Genomic DNA, 16,444 nt, shown 5'->3' with positions numbered 1-16,444 from the left:
GTCGTAGTTCTGTGGTGTGTGTTCTCAGCCACGGGCCGAGATCTACTCAGCCCTGGGCGGAGAGGACGTCGATGACGAAAACCAGGGTTGCGTTGCCGGGGATGTTCGGCGGGCTGCCCTGTTCTCCGTATCCCTTGTCGGGGGGAACCACGAGGACGATCTGGCTGCCGACCTTTGCTCCGACAAGGCCTTCGTTCCATCCGTCGATGACCTGGGCCTGACCGACGGGATCGACGGCGAAGGGTCCGCGACCATCCTGCCAGCTCGAGTCGAAGTACTTCGAATTGTCGTCCCAGAGCCAACCGGAGTAATGCACGGCCACACTCTGGCCTTCCTTGACCTTCGGTCCGTCACCCTCGATCGTCGTGTACGTTTCGAGTTCCTTCGGGGCCTTGCCCTTCGGCTTCGAAATAGACGGCTCACCGTCGTCGGCCCGCGTGACCTTCACGGGGTTCTTCGACTGGTCGACCTGCTTGCCTTCGGCACGGGTCAGGGGCTTCGTGGTCTTCTCAATGTCGATGACGTAGACGAGAGTCTGTGCGGGCTGGCCCTGCTGCGCACTGCCGTTGAGCGACATGAGCACGCGCGACCCGACCTTCGTGTCCAGGAGCGCATTGTAGAGCTCCTCCGAGATCTGGCTCTTGTCCATCGGGAATCCTGCCGGTGACTTCGAATCGTAGCTCGATTCGATCTGCTTGCCGGTGGTGCCTGAGACCAAGGTCATCTGTGCAGTGACCTGTTCACCGTCGGCGACCTTATCGCCCTTGCCCTCGCTGATGACGGACTCTCCGGTCTTGTCCACGACCAGGGGCGCGTCGAAGCTGACCTTCGGCTTCTCACCCATCTTGCCCTTGACTGTGATGTCGTCGAGACTGGTCGACTTCGCGTCCTCGGCCGAAACGGATGGCGGGGCACTTGTCGTGTTTTCCGCCTCCTCGCCCTGTCCGCAGGCGGACAGCAGCAGTGTGGCGGCCGCGATGACGGCGAGCACTTTGGTGCGCACGTGGTTCCTTTCGTTCAAGACCAGATCACTGAGATCTTACAGGCCAGCGATGAGCGCTTCAGCCTGTGGGTGTGTGGACTCGAAGGGGTTCTTAAGCGCCACGGCACGCCCGGATTCGTCGTTGAGTCGCAGATGCACCCAGTCGACGGTGTAGTCACGGCGCGCGGCATGAGCGGCACGGACGAATTCGCCGCGGATGGCTGCGCGAGTGGTCGCCGGTGGCACATCCTTCGCCTTTTCCCTTGCCTCGGGAGAGACCAGGTTCTTCGCCATCCCGGTCCGTTCCAGCTTGGGAAACAGCCCGGTGTCGGGCGTGATGTCGTGATAGGCGATGTCGAGGCGCGAGATCCGGGGATCCGTGACGGCGTCGATGCCGCGGGCCATCGCCCGATCGATGAGCGTCTTCTTCATCACCCAATCGATCTCGCGGTCAACGGCGGAGAAGTCTTGAGCTGCAATCGCTTCGAGCATCCGGGTCCACAGATCGATGACGTATTCGGCCATCCCATCATCACCGAGGCTGTGGTCGCCCCTCTGCACGAGAACTTGAGCACGGTCGCGGTAGTCCGTGAGCAGGTTCAGCGGTGTGATCGTCGTCGAGTCCGTGCGCTCGAGCTTCACCGACCCGGTGAGGTCTCTGGCGACGAGACGGATGTCGCGCACGGGGTGGCGCAGACCGTTTTCGGGGATCCGTGCGCCCTGTTCGATGAGGTCGAGCATGAGCACCGCCGAGCCGATCTTGAGCGCCGAGGTGGCTGTCGACATCGAGGAATCGCCGACGATGACATGGAGACGACGGTACTTCTCTGCATCCGCGTGCGGTTCGTCTCGAGCGTTGATGATCGGGCGTGAACGTGTTGTCGCCGACGACAATCCTTCCCACATCACATCCGAACGAGCCGAGAGACCGAACATCATGTCCGACCGGTTCGCCTCGACGTCGGGGTGGAATGAGGACTGTGCGGGGATGATGGCTCCGGCACCCACCAGCAGCTGACGGGAGACGAGGAAGGGAAGCAGCACTGTGGTCAGACGGTTGAAGTCGAGATTGCGGCGGATGAGGAAGTTCTCATGGGAGCCGTAGGAGTTCCCGGCAGCGTCCGTGTTGTTCTTGACCATGTGGATTCGCCCGCCGAGCCCATCGGCCTCGATGCTCGACTGAGCCTGACTCAGCAGATCGATCATCAGGGACTCGCCCGCCCGGTCCTGAGTGAGCAGATCGCTGAGGTTATCGCATTCTGCGGTGGCGTATTCCGGGTGGGAACCGACGTCGAGGTAGAGCCGGGAGCCGTTGGGCAGGAACACGTTGGAGGAGCGTCCCCATTCGACGATGGGTCGGAACAGATAGCGCGCGATCTCCTCCGGACCGATACGTCGGTCGCCTTCGCCAGCCGAATGGGCGAGGCCGTATTCGGTCTCGAGGCCGTAGATCCTGGCCATCAGTCCTCCCGCAGCTGCGCCAGCATGGCGTTGCTGAGTCGTTTGAAAGTACGGTGACCGTTCGCGTTCCGGTCGAGCACAGCTGCTTCGAGGTCCTGGGGCGTCAGCGTGCCGGAGCTTGCGGTGGCAAGAGCACGCACACCATGGTCAAAGACTTCTCGCAGGGGCAGTGCGGAGGTGGACAGGTCCTTCAGCGTTGCGGTGATGTCGTCGGCCTGTCCCCCGATCGCAACGTGTTCGGTCTCATCGATGACTGACCCGTCGTAGCTGAGCCGGTAGAGCTGATCGGTGTCAGCGGTGAGTCCGAGTTCAGCGACGACGAGTTCGACCTCGAAGGGCTTTGACTCGGTGGTGAAGACCCCGGCCAGCGTCTGAGCGTACGCGTTGGTCAGACCCCGCGCCGTGACATCACTGCGATGGTAGGAGTACCCGCGCAGGTCCGCGTACCTCACACCGGCTTGGCGCATCGTCTCGAATTCGTTGTACTTGCCAACGGCGGCAAAGCCGATGCGGTCGTAGATCTCAGCAATCTTGTGCAACGTCGGTGAAGGGTTCTCCGCCAGGAGGAGGATGCCTTCGTCATAGCGCAGAACCACGACGGACCGCCCCCGGGCAATGCCTTTGCGGGCGAAGTCGGCGCGATCCTTCATCAGCTGTTCGGGTGAGACGTAGAACGGTACCTGGCTCATGAAGTTGCCTCATTCATGACTGCGCCTTCCTGGTCCGACGGTCAACGACCGCGGTGGCAACAGACATCACGTCGGCGGAGGGGATCTCGACGACGCCGTGGTCCAGGTCGACGGTGAAGATCGTCGGGGCGATCTGCCTGACGAAGTCGGGGCCGCCGGTGGACGAATCATCATCGGAGGCATCGAACAGGGCCTCAACGGCCACCGAGATCGCTGCATCGATGTCGAGGCCGGGCTGCCACAGCTTCTTCAGCGCCCCACGGGCGAAGCCGGATCCGGAGCCGATCGAATGGAATCGATGCTCCTCGTATTTGCCGCCGGTGACGTCGAAGCTGAAGATCTGCCCGGCAGGAGTCGCTTCGTCGACCCCGGCGAAGAGCGGAACAACAGACAGCCCCTGCATGGCCAGGCTCAGGTTTCCGCGCAGCATCGATGCCAGACGGTTGGCCTTGCCGCCTAGGGACAGCCGGGCGCCTTCGATCTTCTCGTAGTGTTCGAGTTCGAGTTGGTACAGGCGGATGAGGTCGAGTGCCAGCCCTGCAGTACCGGCGATGCCGATGACCGAGAAGTCGTCGGCTGGTCGCACCTTCTCCATGGAGTGGGAGGCGATCATGTTCCCGATCGTCGCGCGCCGGTCTCCTGCCATGAGGATTCCCGCGGCGGTGCGGAAGCAGATGATCGTCGTGCCCTCCGGGACCTGGTGCCCCAAGTCATGCCCGGCCGTGGTGGGCAGCGCTTCTGGTGCCACAGCCCGGGCGAGTTCGACGAACGAATTGCTCGTCGAACTCAGAAATGCAGGAGAGAATCCTGACATCTCATTGGCCGCCCTTCTGGACGAAGTTGCGCACGAATTCCTCTGCGTTCGATTCGAGGACCCCGTCGATCTCATCGAGGATCGAATCCACGTTCTGGGTGTTGATCTGGCCCTGCACGGCCTCCGGCGGTTCGACGGGTGGTTCTCCCCCGCCGGACGCATGGTCTTTCTGAACCTGTTCCTGCGAACTCATTTCGCACCTCTTTCATCGTTCGTCGTTTTCAGTCTATCCACTCCCAGCGCCTGCAGCAGTGCCTGTGTGTCATGCACTTGCGCCAGTCTGTCTTCGAGGAGTTCGCGGTTGCCCTTGAGCGGTTCGCTCATCGGCAGGCGCACGATCCCGTAGTCTCCGGCGTCGAGGACGAGCGAGTCCCAGCTTGCTGCGACCAGTGAGTCCGAGAACCGGGTCACGGCCAGGGATCTGAGGTAAGCGCGAGTCCCGTCGGGTGCTGAAGTCACCGCCTTCTCCACCTCATCATCGGTCGTCAGGCGTCGGATCCGCCCGGCCTTCTCGAGCTTGTAGAACAGACCCTTCTCCGGCCGCACATCGTGGTACTGAACGTCGATGAGAGCCAGCTTCGGGTGATCCCAGTCGAGGTTCTCCTTCTGCCGGTACCCTTCGAGCAGCACCCATTTGGCGATCCAGTCGATGGAGTCGGAAAGGCTGCGGGGGTCGGTGGCCAGACCGTCGAGGAGTCTGTCCCATTCGCTGAGAACCTCGGTGGTGTCCGCGTCTTCGCCGGCGTGTTCGAGGCAGGCTGAGTAGTAGGTGTTCTGGATCTCCAGAGCGGTCATCGAGGTGCCGTCGGACATGGGCAGCTTCTGGCTCATGCTCAGATCGTGGCTGACGTCCCACAGCGCCTGCATCGGGTCGGCGAGTTCAAGCTTGGGGACGAGTCCTGCCTCGATGAGACCGAGCACCAGTGAAGTCGACCCGAATCTGACCAGGGTGGCAGGTTCGGCCATCGTGGCATCGCCGATGATCACGTGCAGCCGGCGATATTTGGCCGGATCGGCGTGGGGTTCGTCACGGGTGTTGATGATCGGCCTGCGCAAGGTGGTCTCCAGGCCCACCTCCGCTTCGAAGAAATCAGCACGCGAGGAGATCTGGAAGCCCGCGGTCTCACCTTCGCGTCCGATGCCCACCCGTCCGGATCCGCAGAGGATCTGCCTGCTGACGAAGAATGGGATCAGTCCGGCGACGAGAGCGTCGAAATCCACTGCACGGTCGACGAGGTAGTTCTCGTGGGTGCCGTAAGAGGATCCCTTCGAATCGGAGTTGTTCTTGTAGAGGTTGACGGGTTCATCCGTTGCTTCGAGGCTGCGCACCGAGGCCAACGCCACCAGGTCTCCGGCACGATCGTAGGTGACGAGATCACGCGGAGTCAGCACCTCGGGTGACGAGTATTCGGGGTGGGCATGGTCCACGTAGTAGCGGGCACCGTTCTCTGTCACAACATTGGCCAGGTACTGTGCTTCGACGGACTCCTGGGGCATGTGGGTGAGCTGGGAGATGTCTGCGTCGGCAACGTTCATGAAGAAGCCGCGTGCGTCGGCGAGAGGCGATTCGGTGGCGAAGTCCCAGAAGTTCTGTGATGACTTCAGTCCGCGCGGTCCCGCATAGGCGTCGACGACACGCGCCGAGTCACGCATCGGATTCGCGCCCGGATTGCCCGGCTGGCTCAGTCCGAACTCGGTTTCGGAACCCATCACACGGTGGACACTGAGCATCTGAACTCCCTCTAACGTTTAGACTCGGGGACGTGGCTGCAAAGAAATCTCATCTGCCGATCGCGTTGATCGTCGACCTCGTCCTGGTTGTCCTGTTCACCATCATCGGTCATTACACACATTCTCATAATTTCGACCCCCAAGGGCTTCTGACCACAGCGTGGCCATTCCTGGCCGGGCTCGGGATCGCCTGGCTGCTCTCGGCAGTCTGGGACCGTCCGATCGCTCCCTTGGCGACGGGAACATCGGTGTGGGCGATCACCGTCCTGATCGGACTCGTCATCCGCGGCGTGACCGGGGCCGGTGGCGATCCGGGACAGGTGCCTGTCAGCTTTATGATCGTGGCCACGAGCCTCAACCTCATCACCCTGGTCGGTTGGCGCATCATCGCCACGGCCGTGACAGGTGGCGGCACCAGCCCTCGCCGGCGCCGCCGCTGAACCGACTCAGACCAGGTCTGAGTTCGGATACACCTCGGCGATGTCCGTCTCGAGCGGAAGCGCAGGAGCACCACGCGTCGTATCCAGGTGCATCATCCGCAGATGTGTCACTCGCTCTCCCTTGCGACCGGAGATTCGCGCCCACTCGTCGGGGTTCGTCGTATTGGGCAGATCCTCGTGCTCGCTGAATTCCTCGGCGATGGCCTCTTCGAAGTGCTTCGGTGCCAGACCGCGTTCGCCCGTTTCCAACAGCGATTTGATCGCGCCCTTCTTGGCCCGGTCCACGATGTTGTGGATCATGGCTCCGGAGGCGAAGTCCGCGAAGTGGAGGACTTCCTTCGCACCGTTTGCATAGGTGACCTCGACGAATTCGTTCTCCGGTGACAGTGCATACATACGGTCGACACAGTACGAGATCAAGGCGCCAACCGCCCCAGCAGGTGTCTCATGACCGGTCAGCACGCTCGGGTGCAACGGCAGTTCGGCTGTGAGGTACTTCTCGAAGATGTCCCGAGCCGCATCAGCATCAGGACGTTCGATGCGGATCTTGACGTCGAGGCGACCCGGGCGCAGGATTGCGGGGTCGATGAGGTCCTCGCGGTTCGATGCCCCGATGACGATCACGTTGTCGAGCTGTTCGACACCGTCGATCTCGGTCAGCAGCTGCGGGACGATGGTCGTCTCCACATCCGAGGACTTGCCCGTACCGCGAGTGCGGAACAGAGACTCCATCTCGTCGAAGAAGACGACAACGGGGAACCCGGCCGAAGCCTTCTCCCTGGCCCGGGCGAAGATGAGTCGGAGCTGACGCTCGGTCTCGCCGACGTACTTGTCGAGCAGCTCGGGTCCCTTGATGTTGAGGAAGTAGGTTTTGCGGGACTGACCGGCACCGGTCCGGTCGGCCAAGGAGTTGGCCACGGCCTTCGCGATCAGCGTCTTGCCACAACCGGGAGGGCCGTAGAGCAGGATGCCCTTCGGCGGTTTGAGCCCGTGTTCGGTGTAGAGCTGCGGATGCTCGAAGGGCAGTTCCACTGCGTCCTTGATCTGGCCGATCTGATCGGCCAGCCCGCCGATGTCGGAGTAAGTGATGTCCGGGACCTCTTCGAGCAGCAGAGAAGAGACCTCCGGCTTCTCAACGACTTGAAGGGCATAGTGGGTGCGCGTATCGACGACCACTGCATCACCGACGCGCAGGCCGGCATCGACGAGTTCCTCGCCGAGAATGAAGACCTGCTCGTCGTCGCCGGGGGCGCCCACGAGGATCCGTGTGTCGTCGACGAACTCGCGCACATTGACAACAGAGCCGACCGGGGCGAAGGAACCGGTCCCGATGATGACGAGGCCTTCCGAGAGGAGCACGTCGGTGCCGGCCCGCAGCTGCGCCGGCTCCACCTCGGGGCCGACGGCGACGCGCATGCGGCGGCCGCTTACGATGACGTCGGCGGTCAGCCCGGAGTCACCGAGAGCCACGAGCGTGCCCCAGTTGTTGGGCGGCTCTGTCAGTCGACGGGCCTCTTCCTTGATCCTGTTCAGCTCGTCGCGAGCTGTGCGCAGGGTCTTCGACAGGGCCTCATTGCGTTTCCCGGCGCTGAAGAGCTGTTGGCGCAATGACGCGCTGTCCTCGCGCAGTCGCTTGACTTCGGTCGTGGTTTCGGTCATTGGTCCTCCTTCGACCCTGGGGTGTTCGACTCTTGGGTGTTCGACTCTGGGGTCGCCTTGTTCGACTCTGGGGTCGGCGCTTCTTGGTCCAGGCGTTTTCCTGCCTCGCGCATAACGCGGCGCAGCTTCTTTCCCTGAGCAACTCTGGCCCCGACGGCTTCATCGGTGACTTCCGGCTTCGTCCACGCATCCACGTCTTCGGTCGAGGCGGGAGAGCCCTGGGGGCGTTTCTTCTTCTCCAGCGGGGCCACTCCGGGAGCCATGCGTCGGGCGATGACGAGGAAGCCGGTGTGGGCGATCATCCGGTGGTCGGGACGAACTGCGAGTCCATCGACGTGCCAGCCTCTGACCATGGCCTCCATCGACTGGGGTTCACTGAAGCTTTCCGTGGCGCGCAGTGCTTCGACGAAGCGGGAGAGCTGTGGAACGGTGGCTACGTAGGCGATGACGACGCCGCCGGGCGCCAGTGCTGTGCTGACTGCCTCCAGAGTGTTCCATGGTGTGAGCATGTCGAGGACGACGCGGTCGACGGTGCCGGCCTCGTAGGCGCGCGGAAGTTCGTCGGAGAGATCTCCTACCGTGACCGACCAGTTGTCGGGTCGACCATCGAAGAAGTCGGCGATGTTCCCGGCTGCGATGGTGGCGAATTCCTCGCGGAGTTCGAAGGAGTGCAGCGTTCCGGTGGGGCCGACTGCCCGCAGCAGAGCCATGGACAGTGCCCCGGAGCCGACGCCGGCTTCGACGACCGTTGCACCGGGGAAGATGTCGCCGAGGGTGACGATGAGCCCGGAGTCCTTGGGATAGACGACCGCAGCCCCGCGGGGCATGGACAGAACGAAGTCCTCATAGCGCGGACGGAAGACCTGGAAGTCGATGCCCCCGGTGTTCGACACGATGATTCCCTCGGTGCGACCGATGATGGCATCGTGTTCGATGAGTCCCTTGTGCGTGTGGAACAGCTCCCCTGGAGCCAGCACGATCGTGTGCATTCGGCCTTTGGGGTCGGTGAGCTGAATCTTCTCGCCGGTTTTCAGTGCCCGGTCGGGTTCGGTATGGCTTGCCTCAGTCATGATGCATCCACTCTACGCTGGTGAGAAGAGTCTCAGCACACCTGGTTCAGGCTGCGAGAAGCTCGTCGAAGAATTCCTGCAGGTCGATCACACCGACAAGGGTGTTCTCGTCCATGACCAGGCTGAACTGCGCTTTAGGCCGGTGGGTCAGTGACTCGAGCAGGTGTGGGGCGGTGATGTCCCTCGGGACTCCGATCCATCCGGCTAATGGCCGGGCGACCTCGCCTGCCGGGACCTGGTCAAGCGACTCTGCCAGGCGACCGGCCGCTGCATGCCTGTCGACGAGCCCGTAGGGCAGGCCCTTCTGGTCGAGGACGACGATGAGGGTGCGTTCTTTTGCGTTGCCCAGCGTGTTGGCATAGTCGAGTGTGTCTGCAAGGTCTGCGTCCCAAGTTGCTGCAATGGCGGGCTGGATGACCTGCGACAGGTCGTAGGTCTCCATCTTCCGGGCCCGCTTCGCATGGGTCGCAGCGTCTCCTGCGGAGAACCACAGCATGATGGCGATCAACGACATCCACGCCACTGTCAGCGGGTCCGGGCGCTCACCTGCCAACAACGGAGTGATGACCGACCAGCCGATGAAGCCGACGGCGATGACTCGGCCAACCCAGCTGGCGACGATCGTTCCCAGGAACTGCGAACCGGTCAGGCGCCACATCAGGGCCTGCAGCGCCCACCCGCCGTCCAGCGGAATGCCCGGGAGGAGGTTGATGGCGCCGAGCGCGACGTTCGCGAAAGTCACCGCAATGAGCAGAAGCCACGGAACCGAGGTCGGCGAGACCGCGCTCAGGCACCACCAGCCCAGCAGCGCCAGCACGATGTTGACGATCGGACCGACGATGGAGATGACGAAGCTGGTGAGCGCCGCCTTGTCACGAGGATTGTCGGCCTGCGGCTCGAACCGGGTGAATCCACCCCAGATGTTGAGTTCGATCGCGGCGACCTTGAGCCCGTAGAACTGGCCGGCGACACCGTGTGCCAGTTCGTGGAGGAAGACCGAACCGAACAGGAGGACCGCATACGCGAAGGCGACGAACCAGGCCCAGACACCGAGGTCGGGCCGGACGGTATTCACCCACGGGGCGAACAGGATCGTGATCACGATGGCGGCGAGGAACCATGACCAGGCCAGGATCACCGGGGCGCCGAGAACAGTCCCCAGGCGCAAGCCCGAAGAGGCACCAGTCTGGTGATTTTTCGCGGACATGGAAGGAGTTCCTCTTGCTTGGGGTCGGGTCTACTCAGCCTAACAGCGACGGGGTCCTCGACGTGTTCTGACGCGTCGTGTCAGGGCAAGTCGTTAGAGTAGTCACATGGCCGAGCTGATCAGTCTTTCGCCCTCACGGGCAAACGACTTCGTACAATGTCCCTTGAAATTCCGATTCCGCAGCATCGACAAGCTTCCGGAACCGCCGTCGCAGGCCGCTTTCAGAGGGACCCTCGTCCATTCTGTGCTTGAGAAGCTCTTCGCCTTGCCGGCGGCGCAGCGAACCCAGGATGTCGCCGAGTCACTGCTGCGTCCCAGCTGGGACGAACTCGTCGACAAGGACCCCGAAGTGCTGGAGATCTTCGGAGACGAGGGTGAGAAGGAGACCTTCTTCACTACGGCCGCAAACCTGCTGCGTGCCTACTTCACACTCGAATTCCCCGAGCACCTCGAACCGGAGCAGACGGAGAAGTATGTCCGCACCCAGCTCGACAACGGTCTCGAGCTGCGCGGCTTCATCGATCGGGTTGATGTCGCCCCGGGCGGTGAGAAGCGTCTGGTCGACTACAAGACCGGAAAGCAGCCCAAACCCCAATACGGCAGGGAGGCCCATTTCCAGATGGGCTTCTACGCCCTCGTCGAATATCGCCTGACGGGTGAGCTCGTCCACACTCTGCAGCTCATGTATCTGGGGTCGCAGTCCATCCTCAAGTCTCATCCCACGATGAGTGACATCGAACGCACCCAGTTCGAGATCGAGTCGATCTGGAAGGACATCATCGCCTCCGCCGAGGCTGATCGCTGGCGTCCGAAGAAGTCTCCGCTGTGCAATTGGTGCACCTTCAAACCGTTGTGCCCCGCGTGGGGCAACACTCCCCCGCCGACGCCGGAGATCACACGGATTGTCGGGACGTGAGCTCCCTGAGGTCGGCAACACTGCGTCCCTCGAGGCTAGACCACAGGATCCGGCCGGGGCGTTCCTCAAGCGCAACCAGATGGGAAATACCGATTGCGATGGTGCCTGCTGCTTCTGCGCTGGCGAGACCGGGCTTCGAGTCCTCGAGTGCCACGCAGGCTCCCGGGGCGAGGCCAAGCAGCGCCGCTCCCTTGAGATAGGGCTCTGGATCGGGTTTGCCGACGGTGACCTCGTCGCCGGAGATGAGTCCGTCGAAGCTGCCGTCCGGACATGCGCAGATGACCGCCTCGGCAAGTCGCCGGTAGGACATCGTGACCATCACGCAGGGGATGCCGGCGGTGACGATCGCATCGAGGAAATCGAGAGCTCCGGGGCGAAACGGTACCGCTTCCTCGATCTTCGCGACGACCTTGTCGAGGAGCGTGTCGACGATGACCGTGCCCGGAAGGTCGAGTCCGGCGTCCTGCATCATCGCGGCAGAAGTGAGAAGATCGTTGCCCACGAACTCCAAGCCCTGCTCTTCGCTCCAGTCAATGCCGTGCGCGTTCATCAGTTCGGTCTCGGCCCTGATCCAATACGGTTCCGTATCAACCAGCGTTCCGTCCATGTCCCAGAGGACTGCGGCAGGATTCATCATGATTCCAGCGTAATCTTGAAGCATGACTTTTCTTCCATCAGGGTCCGGGTCACTCGTGTTCATCGCCTTCGAGGGACAGGACGCGGATGCCTCTGAGGCCGCCAGTTCACTGGTCAAGGATCTCATCGAGTCATGGAGACTGGGCGCGAGTGAGATTTTGGACACCGACGGCTTCTACGAGTTCAGATTCTCAGAGCCTGAGATCGTTCGGGACGAAACGGGTCGGGCCACGATTGCGTGGCCGGGAATCGAGGTCCACCGGGGACAGCATCTGGGGACGCCGGTCACCGTCATCCAGGGACATGAGCCGGGGCTGAAGTGGCGAGAGTTCCTCTCACTCATCCTCTCCGAGGTCACGGCCGAGGACTGTGTGGTCCTGCTCGGAGGTCTGCACGCGGAGGTACCCCACACACGGCCCCTGCCCGTTGTCGCGAACACAGAGGATGCAGTGCTCGCCGCGGATCTGAAGATCGACGTCAATGGTTATGCGGGTCCGATCGGCATTCTCGGACTCCTCGGCGTCGAATGCGACAGGCGAGGACTGCGTGCGATCAACCTGTGGGTCGGTGTGCCCGACTATCTCACCGACTCCCCCTCGCCCAAGGCGGAATTGGCCCTGGCCTCAGCAGTGGAGAAGTACACGGGACTCGAGATCGACATTCCCATCCTCGAGGAGGAGAGCCGGGCTTGGGAGCTCGGTGCCGATGAATTGGTCGCGCTCAACCCTCATCTAGTGGAACTGCTCAAGGGACTCGAGCAGCTCAATGATTCCACAGAACTGCCGGAAGCCAGCGGCGATGCGATCGCCGCCGAGTTCCAGCGCTATCTGCGCAAGCGCGGCCGTGAGAGGTAGAGGGCTCGAGCTCAGGCGTGCAGGTCGAGGCCAAGCAGGGCATCGACGGCGTCGGCGACCCGATTACCGCACGCCGGTGCAGTCTCGGCGGCAGGTGAATCCGCATAGTGTTCGGCCCATTCGTCGAGGATGCCCAATGCACGGGGGCTGTCGAGGTCATCGGCCAGAGATTCACGCAGCAGACCGATGATGTGTCCGCGCAGTCCCTCCCGGCATTCGGCTTCGCACATTGCAGCATGTTTCCAGGCTTGCAGTCTCGCCGAGGCGGATTCGAGCAGATCGTCGGTGAAGATCCAGTCGCTGCGGTAGTGGTTCGACAGCAGCACTGTGCGAATGACCATCGGGTCAACGCCCTGTTCGCGCAGCTTCGAGACGAGGACGAGGTTGCCCTTGGACTTGCTCATCTTCTCGCCCTGGTAGCCGACCATGCCTGTGTGCATATAGGTCTGGGCCAGCGGTGTCTGCTTCCACGCTGCCGCGTGAGCCGCGCTCATTTCGTGGTGTGGGAACACCAGATCGCTGCCACCGCCCTGAACGTCGACGGGCAGTCCTGCATAGTTGTTGGCGATGACGGTGCATTCGATATGCCAGCCCGGGCGGCCTGGCCCGAGTTTCCCGCCGTCCCAGGACGGCTCGCCCTCTCGGGCGGCTTTCCACAGCAGAGGGTCGATCTCATTGTCTTTGCCCGGTGTTTCCGGGTCGCCCCCGCGTTCGGCTGAGAGCGTGGCCATCGTGGCCTGGTCGTCGTGGCTGACGCTGCCGAAGGGCGGACGGATCGGGGTTGAGACCCGGTAGTACACGTCGCCGTTGTCCAGGGTGTACGCAGCCCGCGATTCGACAAGGTCCTCTACCGCTTCGACGATCTGATCGACCGTCTCGACGACGCCGATGTAGTGCTGGGGCGGAAGCACTCGCAGTGCGGTCATGTCCTCACGGAACAGTTCGATCTGGGATTCGGCGAGCTCACGCCAATCGACTCCCGTCGCCTTGGCCCGCTCGAGCAGAGGGTCATCGATATCGGTTGTGTTCTGCACATAGACGACGTCGAGCCCTGCGTCGCGCCATACCCTGTTCAGCAGGTCGAAGGCGACATAGGTTGCCGCGTGACCGAGATGGGTGGCGTCGTAGGGGGTGATTCCACATACATAGAGACCGGCCGCCTGGTCACGCCCTTTGAGTCTGCGTGGGCTCCGTGTGCCGGTGTCGAATACTGTCGGCACCTTTCCGGGGCTGGTGAGGCGGGGTAGCTGAGGTTCGGACCATGACTTCACGGAGACCAGCCTAACCGAGTCATAGCAGAACGGCACCTCCTGTCTCCGGCAGTGCTCCGTCTAGATCGGCGGCCAGGGAATCACGGTCCGATCCTGGGGCGGCTCGGTGAAGGTCCCTGCCTCTCCCAGGCGCTCGGCCCGGGAGCGCAGACTCTCGATCTCGGCGTCTTCCAAGCACTCAGACAGCGCGGTGCAAAGTTCCGCGGGCATTCGGGCTACCTCGTCGAGAGCGTCAATCTCTTCGGCCCTGAACGACAGACGAGAGAAACCCCACAGAACGGTACGCACCTTCTCTTCGGCGTGGAAGGTCAGACCGTTGTCGATGCCGTAGGTGCCGATGCTGGTCGGGCCGCTGCCCGGCAGGTAACTGCCGGTGATGATGTGGCCCGCCTTCCGGTCGGCGTTGTTTGCGAGAAGGTCGAAGAAGGCGATTGCCCGCAGACCTTCCCGGGTGTCGTGGGACAGCACCAGATCGGTGCCGTCCTCGGTCCTCAGGGCGAACATCGGAGTGTGATCGGCAGGGATGCCATCGACCCCGGTGAGGGCGACGGCGTCATCATGCCCGGAGTCCTCGACGTAGGCCTGGAGCGACCCTGGCCCCGCTCCCAGGTCTCCGCGCAGGACGGTCGGCGGTACCACGTTGAGGTCGAGGTGAGCGCTCAGCCGGTAGGACGCCACCTCGCGCAACGACAGGGTGTGTGGCGGAAAATCCGCCAGCGGTCGCTCCCCCGATGCCGGTTTGTAGACGGCTTTGAGGTGTGTGCCGGAGTGGTCGACGACCACGAGACGGGTGTCGTTGCTGGCCCGCGGGATCGCTCCCATTGTTGTGCAGGTGCCCTGCTCTAGGACTTGTTGCGCGAAAGCTGCGTGCATGACGCGCTCAGGTGCGCGCTATGCCGTTGGCACGGGGGCACAGGTGCCCTTCGGGCTCCAACGGCAGCGAGCAGAAGGGGCAGTCGCCACGACCAGCGGAGACGACCTGGTCGGCCCGGCGGGCGAACTCGCGGGAGCCAGCGGCGTCGAGAACGATGCGCAGTACCTCCCGGTCGACTTCATCGTCATCAGGCTCTGCTGACGTGCCCGTCTGAGCATCCTCCTCGGTGAGTTCGAAGCATTCGACCACGAGTTCATGGGCGACAGTGTCCCAGCCCAGGCTCATGGTCCCGACCCGGAATTCGGGCTCGATCGGAACGTTGAGTCCGGCGTTGTCGATGCGTTCGTCGATCGCAGACTGGGACACTCGCGCAACGGGATCCTTGACCATGACCATGTCGAGGAGCTCGGTGACGCGATCAGCGAGGACCTCAACCTGTTCCTTCTCCACCACCACTGTGGTCAGCGTGGTTCCAGATTTTGCTTGTAGGAGAAACGTTCGCTCACCCGGCAGACCGATCGTGCCGACGACGAATCGCTCTGGGGTGGGGTGGTCGTACAAAGCTGCCATGCCTTCAGCCTAGTTCAAAGACTTACATGTCCGACTTCCCTGGGATACATTTGAGTCATGAGCACTGATCCTCGTGAGGCCCTGGACGCATTCCTCGAAGCGGTGGGCGAACACTTCGCTGCATCCGCACACCGCAACGGAGACGAAGACCCTCGTGTCGAAGCCGCCTATATGGCCTTGGCCGATGCCTTCGAAATCTATGAAGACGCGATCTACACCGCGTACGACGAGGTCACTCCGTTCGAGCTCTTCGACGATGTCGAAGACGCCAAAGAGGACGATGACAATAATGAACTCGACGGTGACTTCACCGTCGACGAGGACGACGAGGACGACTGAGGCTCAGATAGTCCGACTCAGACCTCACGAGATCTGGTCGAGCACCTCGGCGATCTCGGGTTCGAGCTCGACTTCGCTGCCGACCACCTGAATCAGCTGTTCAGGGGTGCGAGCAGAGACCAATGACGACACGATTCCCTGGTGCCTGTTGAACGCCAACGCGATGTCCGTAGTGGTCACGCCCAGTGCTGCCGCCGCCTTGCGGACCCCTGCCAGCACCCGGGTCGATCGTTCGTCGAGATAGGCACCGACATAGTCGGTGAGTTCACCTGCGGCGAAGCGTGAGTCCTGCGGGGTTCCGCGCCGATATTTGTCGCTCAGCACTCCCCTGCCCAGGCCGGCACCAGCGATGAGTCCCACGCCTGCGTAGTTCGCGGCGGGAAGCAGATCGTGCTCTGCCTCCCTGTTGAGCAGGGAGTATTCGTCGATGGCGCAGGCGATCGGCACACCCGCTCCGCGCATCTCCGCGAGCTCCCAGCCAGCATGGTGGGAGACGCCGACGTAGCGGATCTTGCCCACTGTCAGGAGGGTATCGATCGCCGAGGCAGTCTCCGCCCTGTCCACGTCAGCATCGAAGACATCGAGGATGAGCACGTCAATATGGGAACGTCCGGTGGCACTCAGCAGAGCATCAACCTGATCGAGAATCCGAGCCCGGCCCAGACCCACTTCGATGCGGGATGACTCACTCATGGACACGCCCACTCGGCCAACCAACACGATCTGCTCAGGAAGACTCAGCGCAGACAGCGCCTGAGCCGCGTGCACTCCCGAACTGGGAAGCTCTATGAGGTTCCCACCAGCGCCGACGTACTCGTCGACGAGACGCTGTGCGACTGTGGTGTCGACCCGGTGCCCCCACTCAAATGTGCCGAGACCCACATCGCTGACTTCAAGACCGGTGTTGCCGAGGCGTTGGTGCTTCATGATA

The 16,444-nt window shown here is 62.6% G+C and carries 18 protein-coding genes; 4 read left to right on the top strand and 14 right to left on the bottom strand.

Annotation, left to right across the window (positions count from 1 at the left end):
* Nucleotides 1–46 precede the first annotated feature (46 nt).
* The 6 genes from BANT918_RS01660 to dop are packed head-to-tail and all read right to left on the bottom strand — an operon-like array spanning nt 47 to nt 5,677.
* Nucleotides 47–1,003 (bottom strand): FKBP-type peptidyl-prolyl cis-trans isomerase, encoded by a 957-nt coding sequence (locus BANT918_RS01660; protein ID WP_233430316.1) that lies wholly within the window; start codon nt 1,001–1,003, stop codon nt 47–49.
* Between the two features lie 36 nt (nt 1,004–1,039).
* The gene (pafA, locus tag BANT918_RS01655) at nt 1,040–2,443 is read right to left on the bottom strand and encodes a Pup--protein ligase (RefSeq protein WP_233430315.1); all 1,404 of its coding nucleotides are present in this window, start codon (nt 2,441–2,443) and stop codon (nt 1,040–1,042) included.
* A complete protein-coding gene (prcA, locus tag BANT918_RS01650) occupies nt 2,443–3,132 on the bottom strand; it encodes a proteasome subunit alpha (protein ID WP_101618672.1) in 690 nt (229 codons plus the stop codon). Before prcA ends, pafA begins: the two co-directional genes overlap by 1 nt.
* A 13-nt stretch (nt 3,133–3,145) precedes the next feature.
* Nucleotides 3,146–3,946, bottom strand: a complete 801-nt coding sequence (gene prcB / locus BANT918_RS01645) for a proteasome subunit beta (protein ID WP_101618671.1) — start codon at nt 3,944–3,946, stop codon at nt 3,146–3,148.
* A gap of 1 nt (nt 3,947) precedes the next feature.
* Nucleotides 3,948–4,139 (bottom strand): ubiquitin-like protein Pup, encoded by a 192-nt coding sequence (locus BANT918_RS01640; RefSeq protein ID WP_101618670.1) that lies wholly within the window; start codon nt 4,137–4,139, stop codon nt 3,948–3,950.
* Nucleotides 4,136–5,677 (bottom strand): depupylase/deamidase Dop, encoded by a 1,542-nt coding sequence (dop, locus tag BANT918_RS01635; protein WP_101618669.1) that lies wholly within the window; start codon nt 5,675–5,677, stop codon nt 4,136–4,138. Before dop ends, BANT918_RS01640 begins: the two co-directional genes overlap by 4 nt.
* 32 nt (nt 5,678–5,709) lie before the next feature.
* Here dop and BANT918_RS01630 point away from each other — a divergent pair, with 32 nt between their 5' ends.
* On the top strand, nt 5,710–6,117 hold the full coding sequence (locus tag BANT918_RS01630; protein WP_101618668.1) for a DUF3054 domain-containing protein: 408 nt from the start codon (nt 5,710–5,712) through the stop codon (nt 6,115–6,117).
* Nucleotides 6,118–6,123: 6 nt separating this feature from the next.
* On the opposite strand, the gene arc is transcribed toward BANT918_RS01630, so the two are convergent.
* The 3 genes from arc to BANT918_RS01615 are packed head-to-tail and all read right to left on the bottom strand — an operon-like array spanning nt 6,124 to nt 10,053.
* The gene (gene arc, locus BANT918_RS01625) at nt 6,124–7,776 is read right to left on the bottom strand and encodes a proteasome ATPase (protein ID WP_101618667.1); all 1,653 of its coding nucleotides are present in this window, start codon (nt 7,774–7,776) and stop codon (nt 6,124–6,126) included.
* Complete coding sequence (locus BANT918_RS01620) at nt 7,773–8,846, bottom strand: tRNA (adenine-N1)-methyltransferase (RefSeq protein ID WP_233430314.1); 1,074 nt, start codon at nt 8,844–8,846, stop codon at nt 7,773–7,775. Before BANT918_RS01620 ends, arc begins: the two co-directional genes overlap by 4 nt.
* A 46-nt stretch (nt 8,847–8,892) precedes the next feature.
* Nucleotides 8,893–10,053, bottom strand: a complete 1,161-nt coding sequence (locus tag BANT918_RS01615; protein ID WP_101618666.1) for a site-2 protease family protein — start codon at nt 10,051–10,053, stop codon at nt 8,893–8,895.
* A gap of 163 nt (nt 10,054–10,216) precedes the next feature.
* Between BANT918_RS01615 and BANT918_RS01610 the strand changes: the two genes are divergently transcribed.
* Nucleotides 10,217–10,969: a RecB family exonuclease gene (locus tag BANT918_RS01610; protein ID WP_418904408.1), complete on the top strand. Its 753-nt coding sequence runs from the start codon at nt 10,217–10,219 to the stop codon at nt 10,967–10,969.
* Here the strand turns inward: BANT918_RS01610 and BANT918_RS01605 are convergent.
* The gene (locus BANT918_RS01605) at nt 10,947–11,606 is read right to left on the bottom strand and encodes an HAD family hydrolase (RefSeq protein WP_233430313.1); all 660 of its coding nucleotides are present in this window, start codon (nt 11,604–11,606) and stop codon (nt 10,947–10,949) included. The genes BANT918_RS01610 and BANT918_RS01605 overlap by 23 nt on opposite strands.
* Nucleotides 11,607–11,628: 22 nt before the next feature.
* Between BANT918_RS01605 and BANT918_RS01600 the strand changes: the two genes are divergently transcribed.
* On the top strand, nt 11,629–12,459 hold the full coding sequence (locus BANT918_RS01600; protein WP_101618663.1) for a proteasome assembly chaperone family protein: 831 nt from the start codon (nt 11,629–11,631) through the stop codon (nt 12,457–12,459).
* Nucleotides 12,460–12,470: 11 nt separating this feature from the next.
* Here the strand turns inward: BANT918_RS01600 and mshC are convergent, their stop codons facing one another.
* From mshC to BANT918_RS01585, 3 genes are read right to left on the bottom strand one after another with little or no spacing between them, the layout of a single operon-like run.
* Nucleotides 12,471–13,730: a cysteine--1-D-myo-inosityl 2-amino-2-deoxy-alpha-D-glucopyranoside ligase gene (mshC, locus tag BANT918_RS01595; protein WP_101618662.1), complete on the bottom strand. Its 1,260-nt coding sequence runs from the start codon at nt 13,728–13,730 to the stop codon at nt 12,471–12,473.
* A gap of 60 nt (nt 13,731–13,790) precedes the next feature.
* Complete coding sequence (locus BANT918_RS01590; protein WP_101618661.1) at nt 13,791–14,603, bottom strand: SCO1664 family protein; 813 nt, start codon at nt 14,601–14,603, stop codon at nt 13,791–13,793.
* A 7-nt stretch (nt 14,604–14,610) separates the two neighbouring features.
* On the bottom strand, nt 14,611–15,174 hold the full coding sequence (locus BANT918_RS01585) for a DUF3090 family protein (protein WP_101618660.1): 564 nt from the start codon (nt 15,172–15,174) through the stop codon (nt 14,611–14,613).
* Between the two features lie 57 nt (nt 15,175–15,231).
* Here BANT918_RS01585 and BANT918_RS01580 point away from each other — a divergent pair, with 57 nt between their 5' ends.
* Nucleotides 15,232–15,513 carry a hypothetical protein gene (locus tag BANT918_RS01580; protein ID WP_101618659.1) on the top strand — a complete coding sequence of 94 codons (282 nt, stop codon included), beginning with the start codon at nt 15,232–15,234 and terminating at the stop codon, nt 15,511–15,513.
* Between the two features lie 24 nt (nt 15,514–15,537).
* Here the strand turns inward: BANT918_RS01580 and BANT918_RS01575 are convergent, their stop codons facing one another.
* Complete coding sequence (locus tag BANT918_RS01575) at nt 15,538–16,440, bottom strand: aldo/keto reductase (RefSeq protein WP_101618658.1); 903 nt, start codon at nt 16,438–16,440, stop codon at nt 15,538–15,540.
* Between the last annotated feature and the right edge of the window lie 4 nt (nt 16,441–16,444).

This window comes from Brevibacterium antiquum CNRZ 918 (assembly GCF_900169145.1).
Taxonomy (GTDB): Bacteria; Actinomycetota; Actinomycetes; order Actinomycetales; family Brevibacteriaceae; genus Brevibacterium; species Brevibacterium koreense.
Note: the sequence above shows the minus strand (reverse complement) of the source record. Positions and strands in the feature narration are given on the sequence as shown.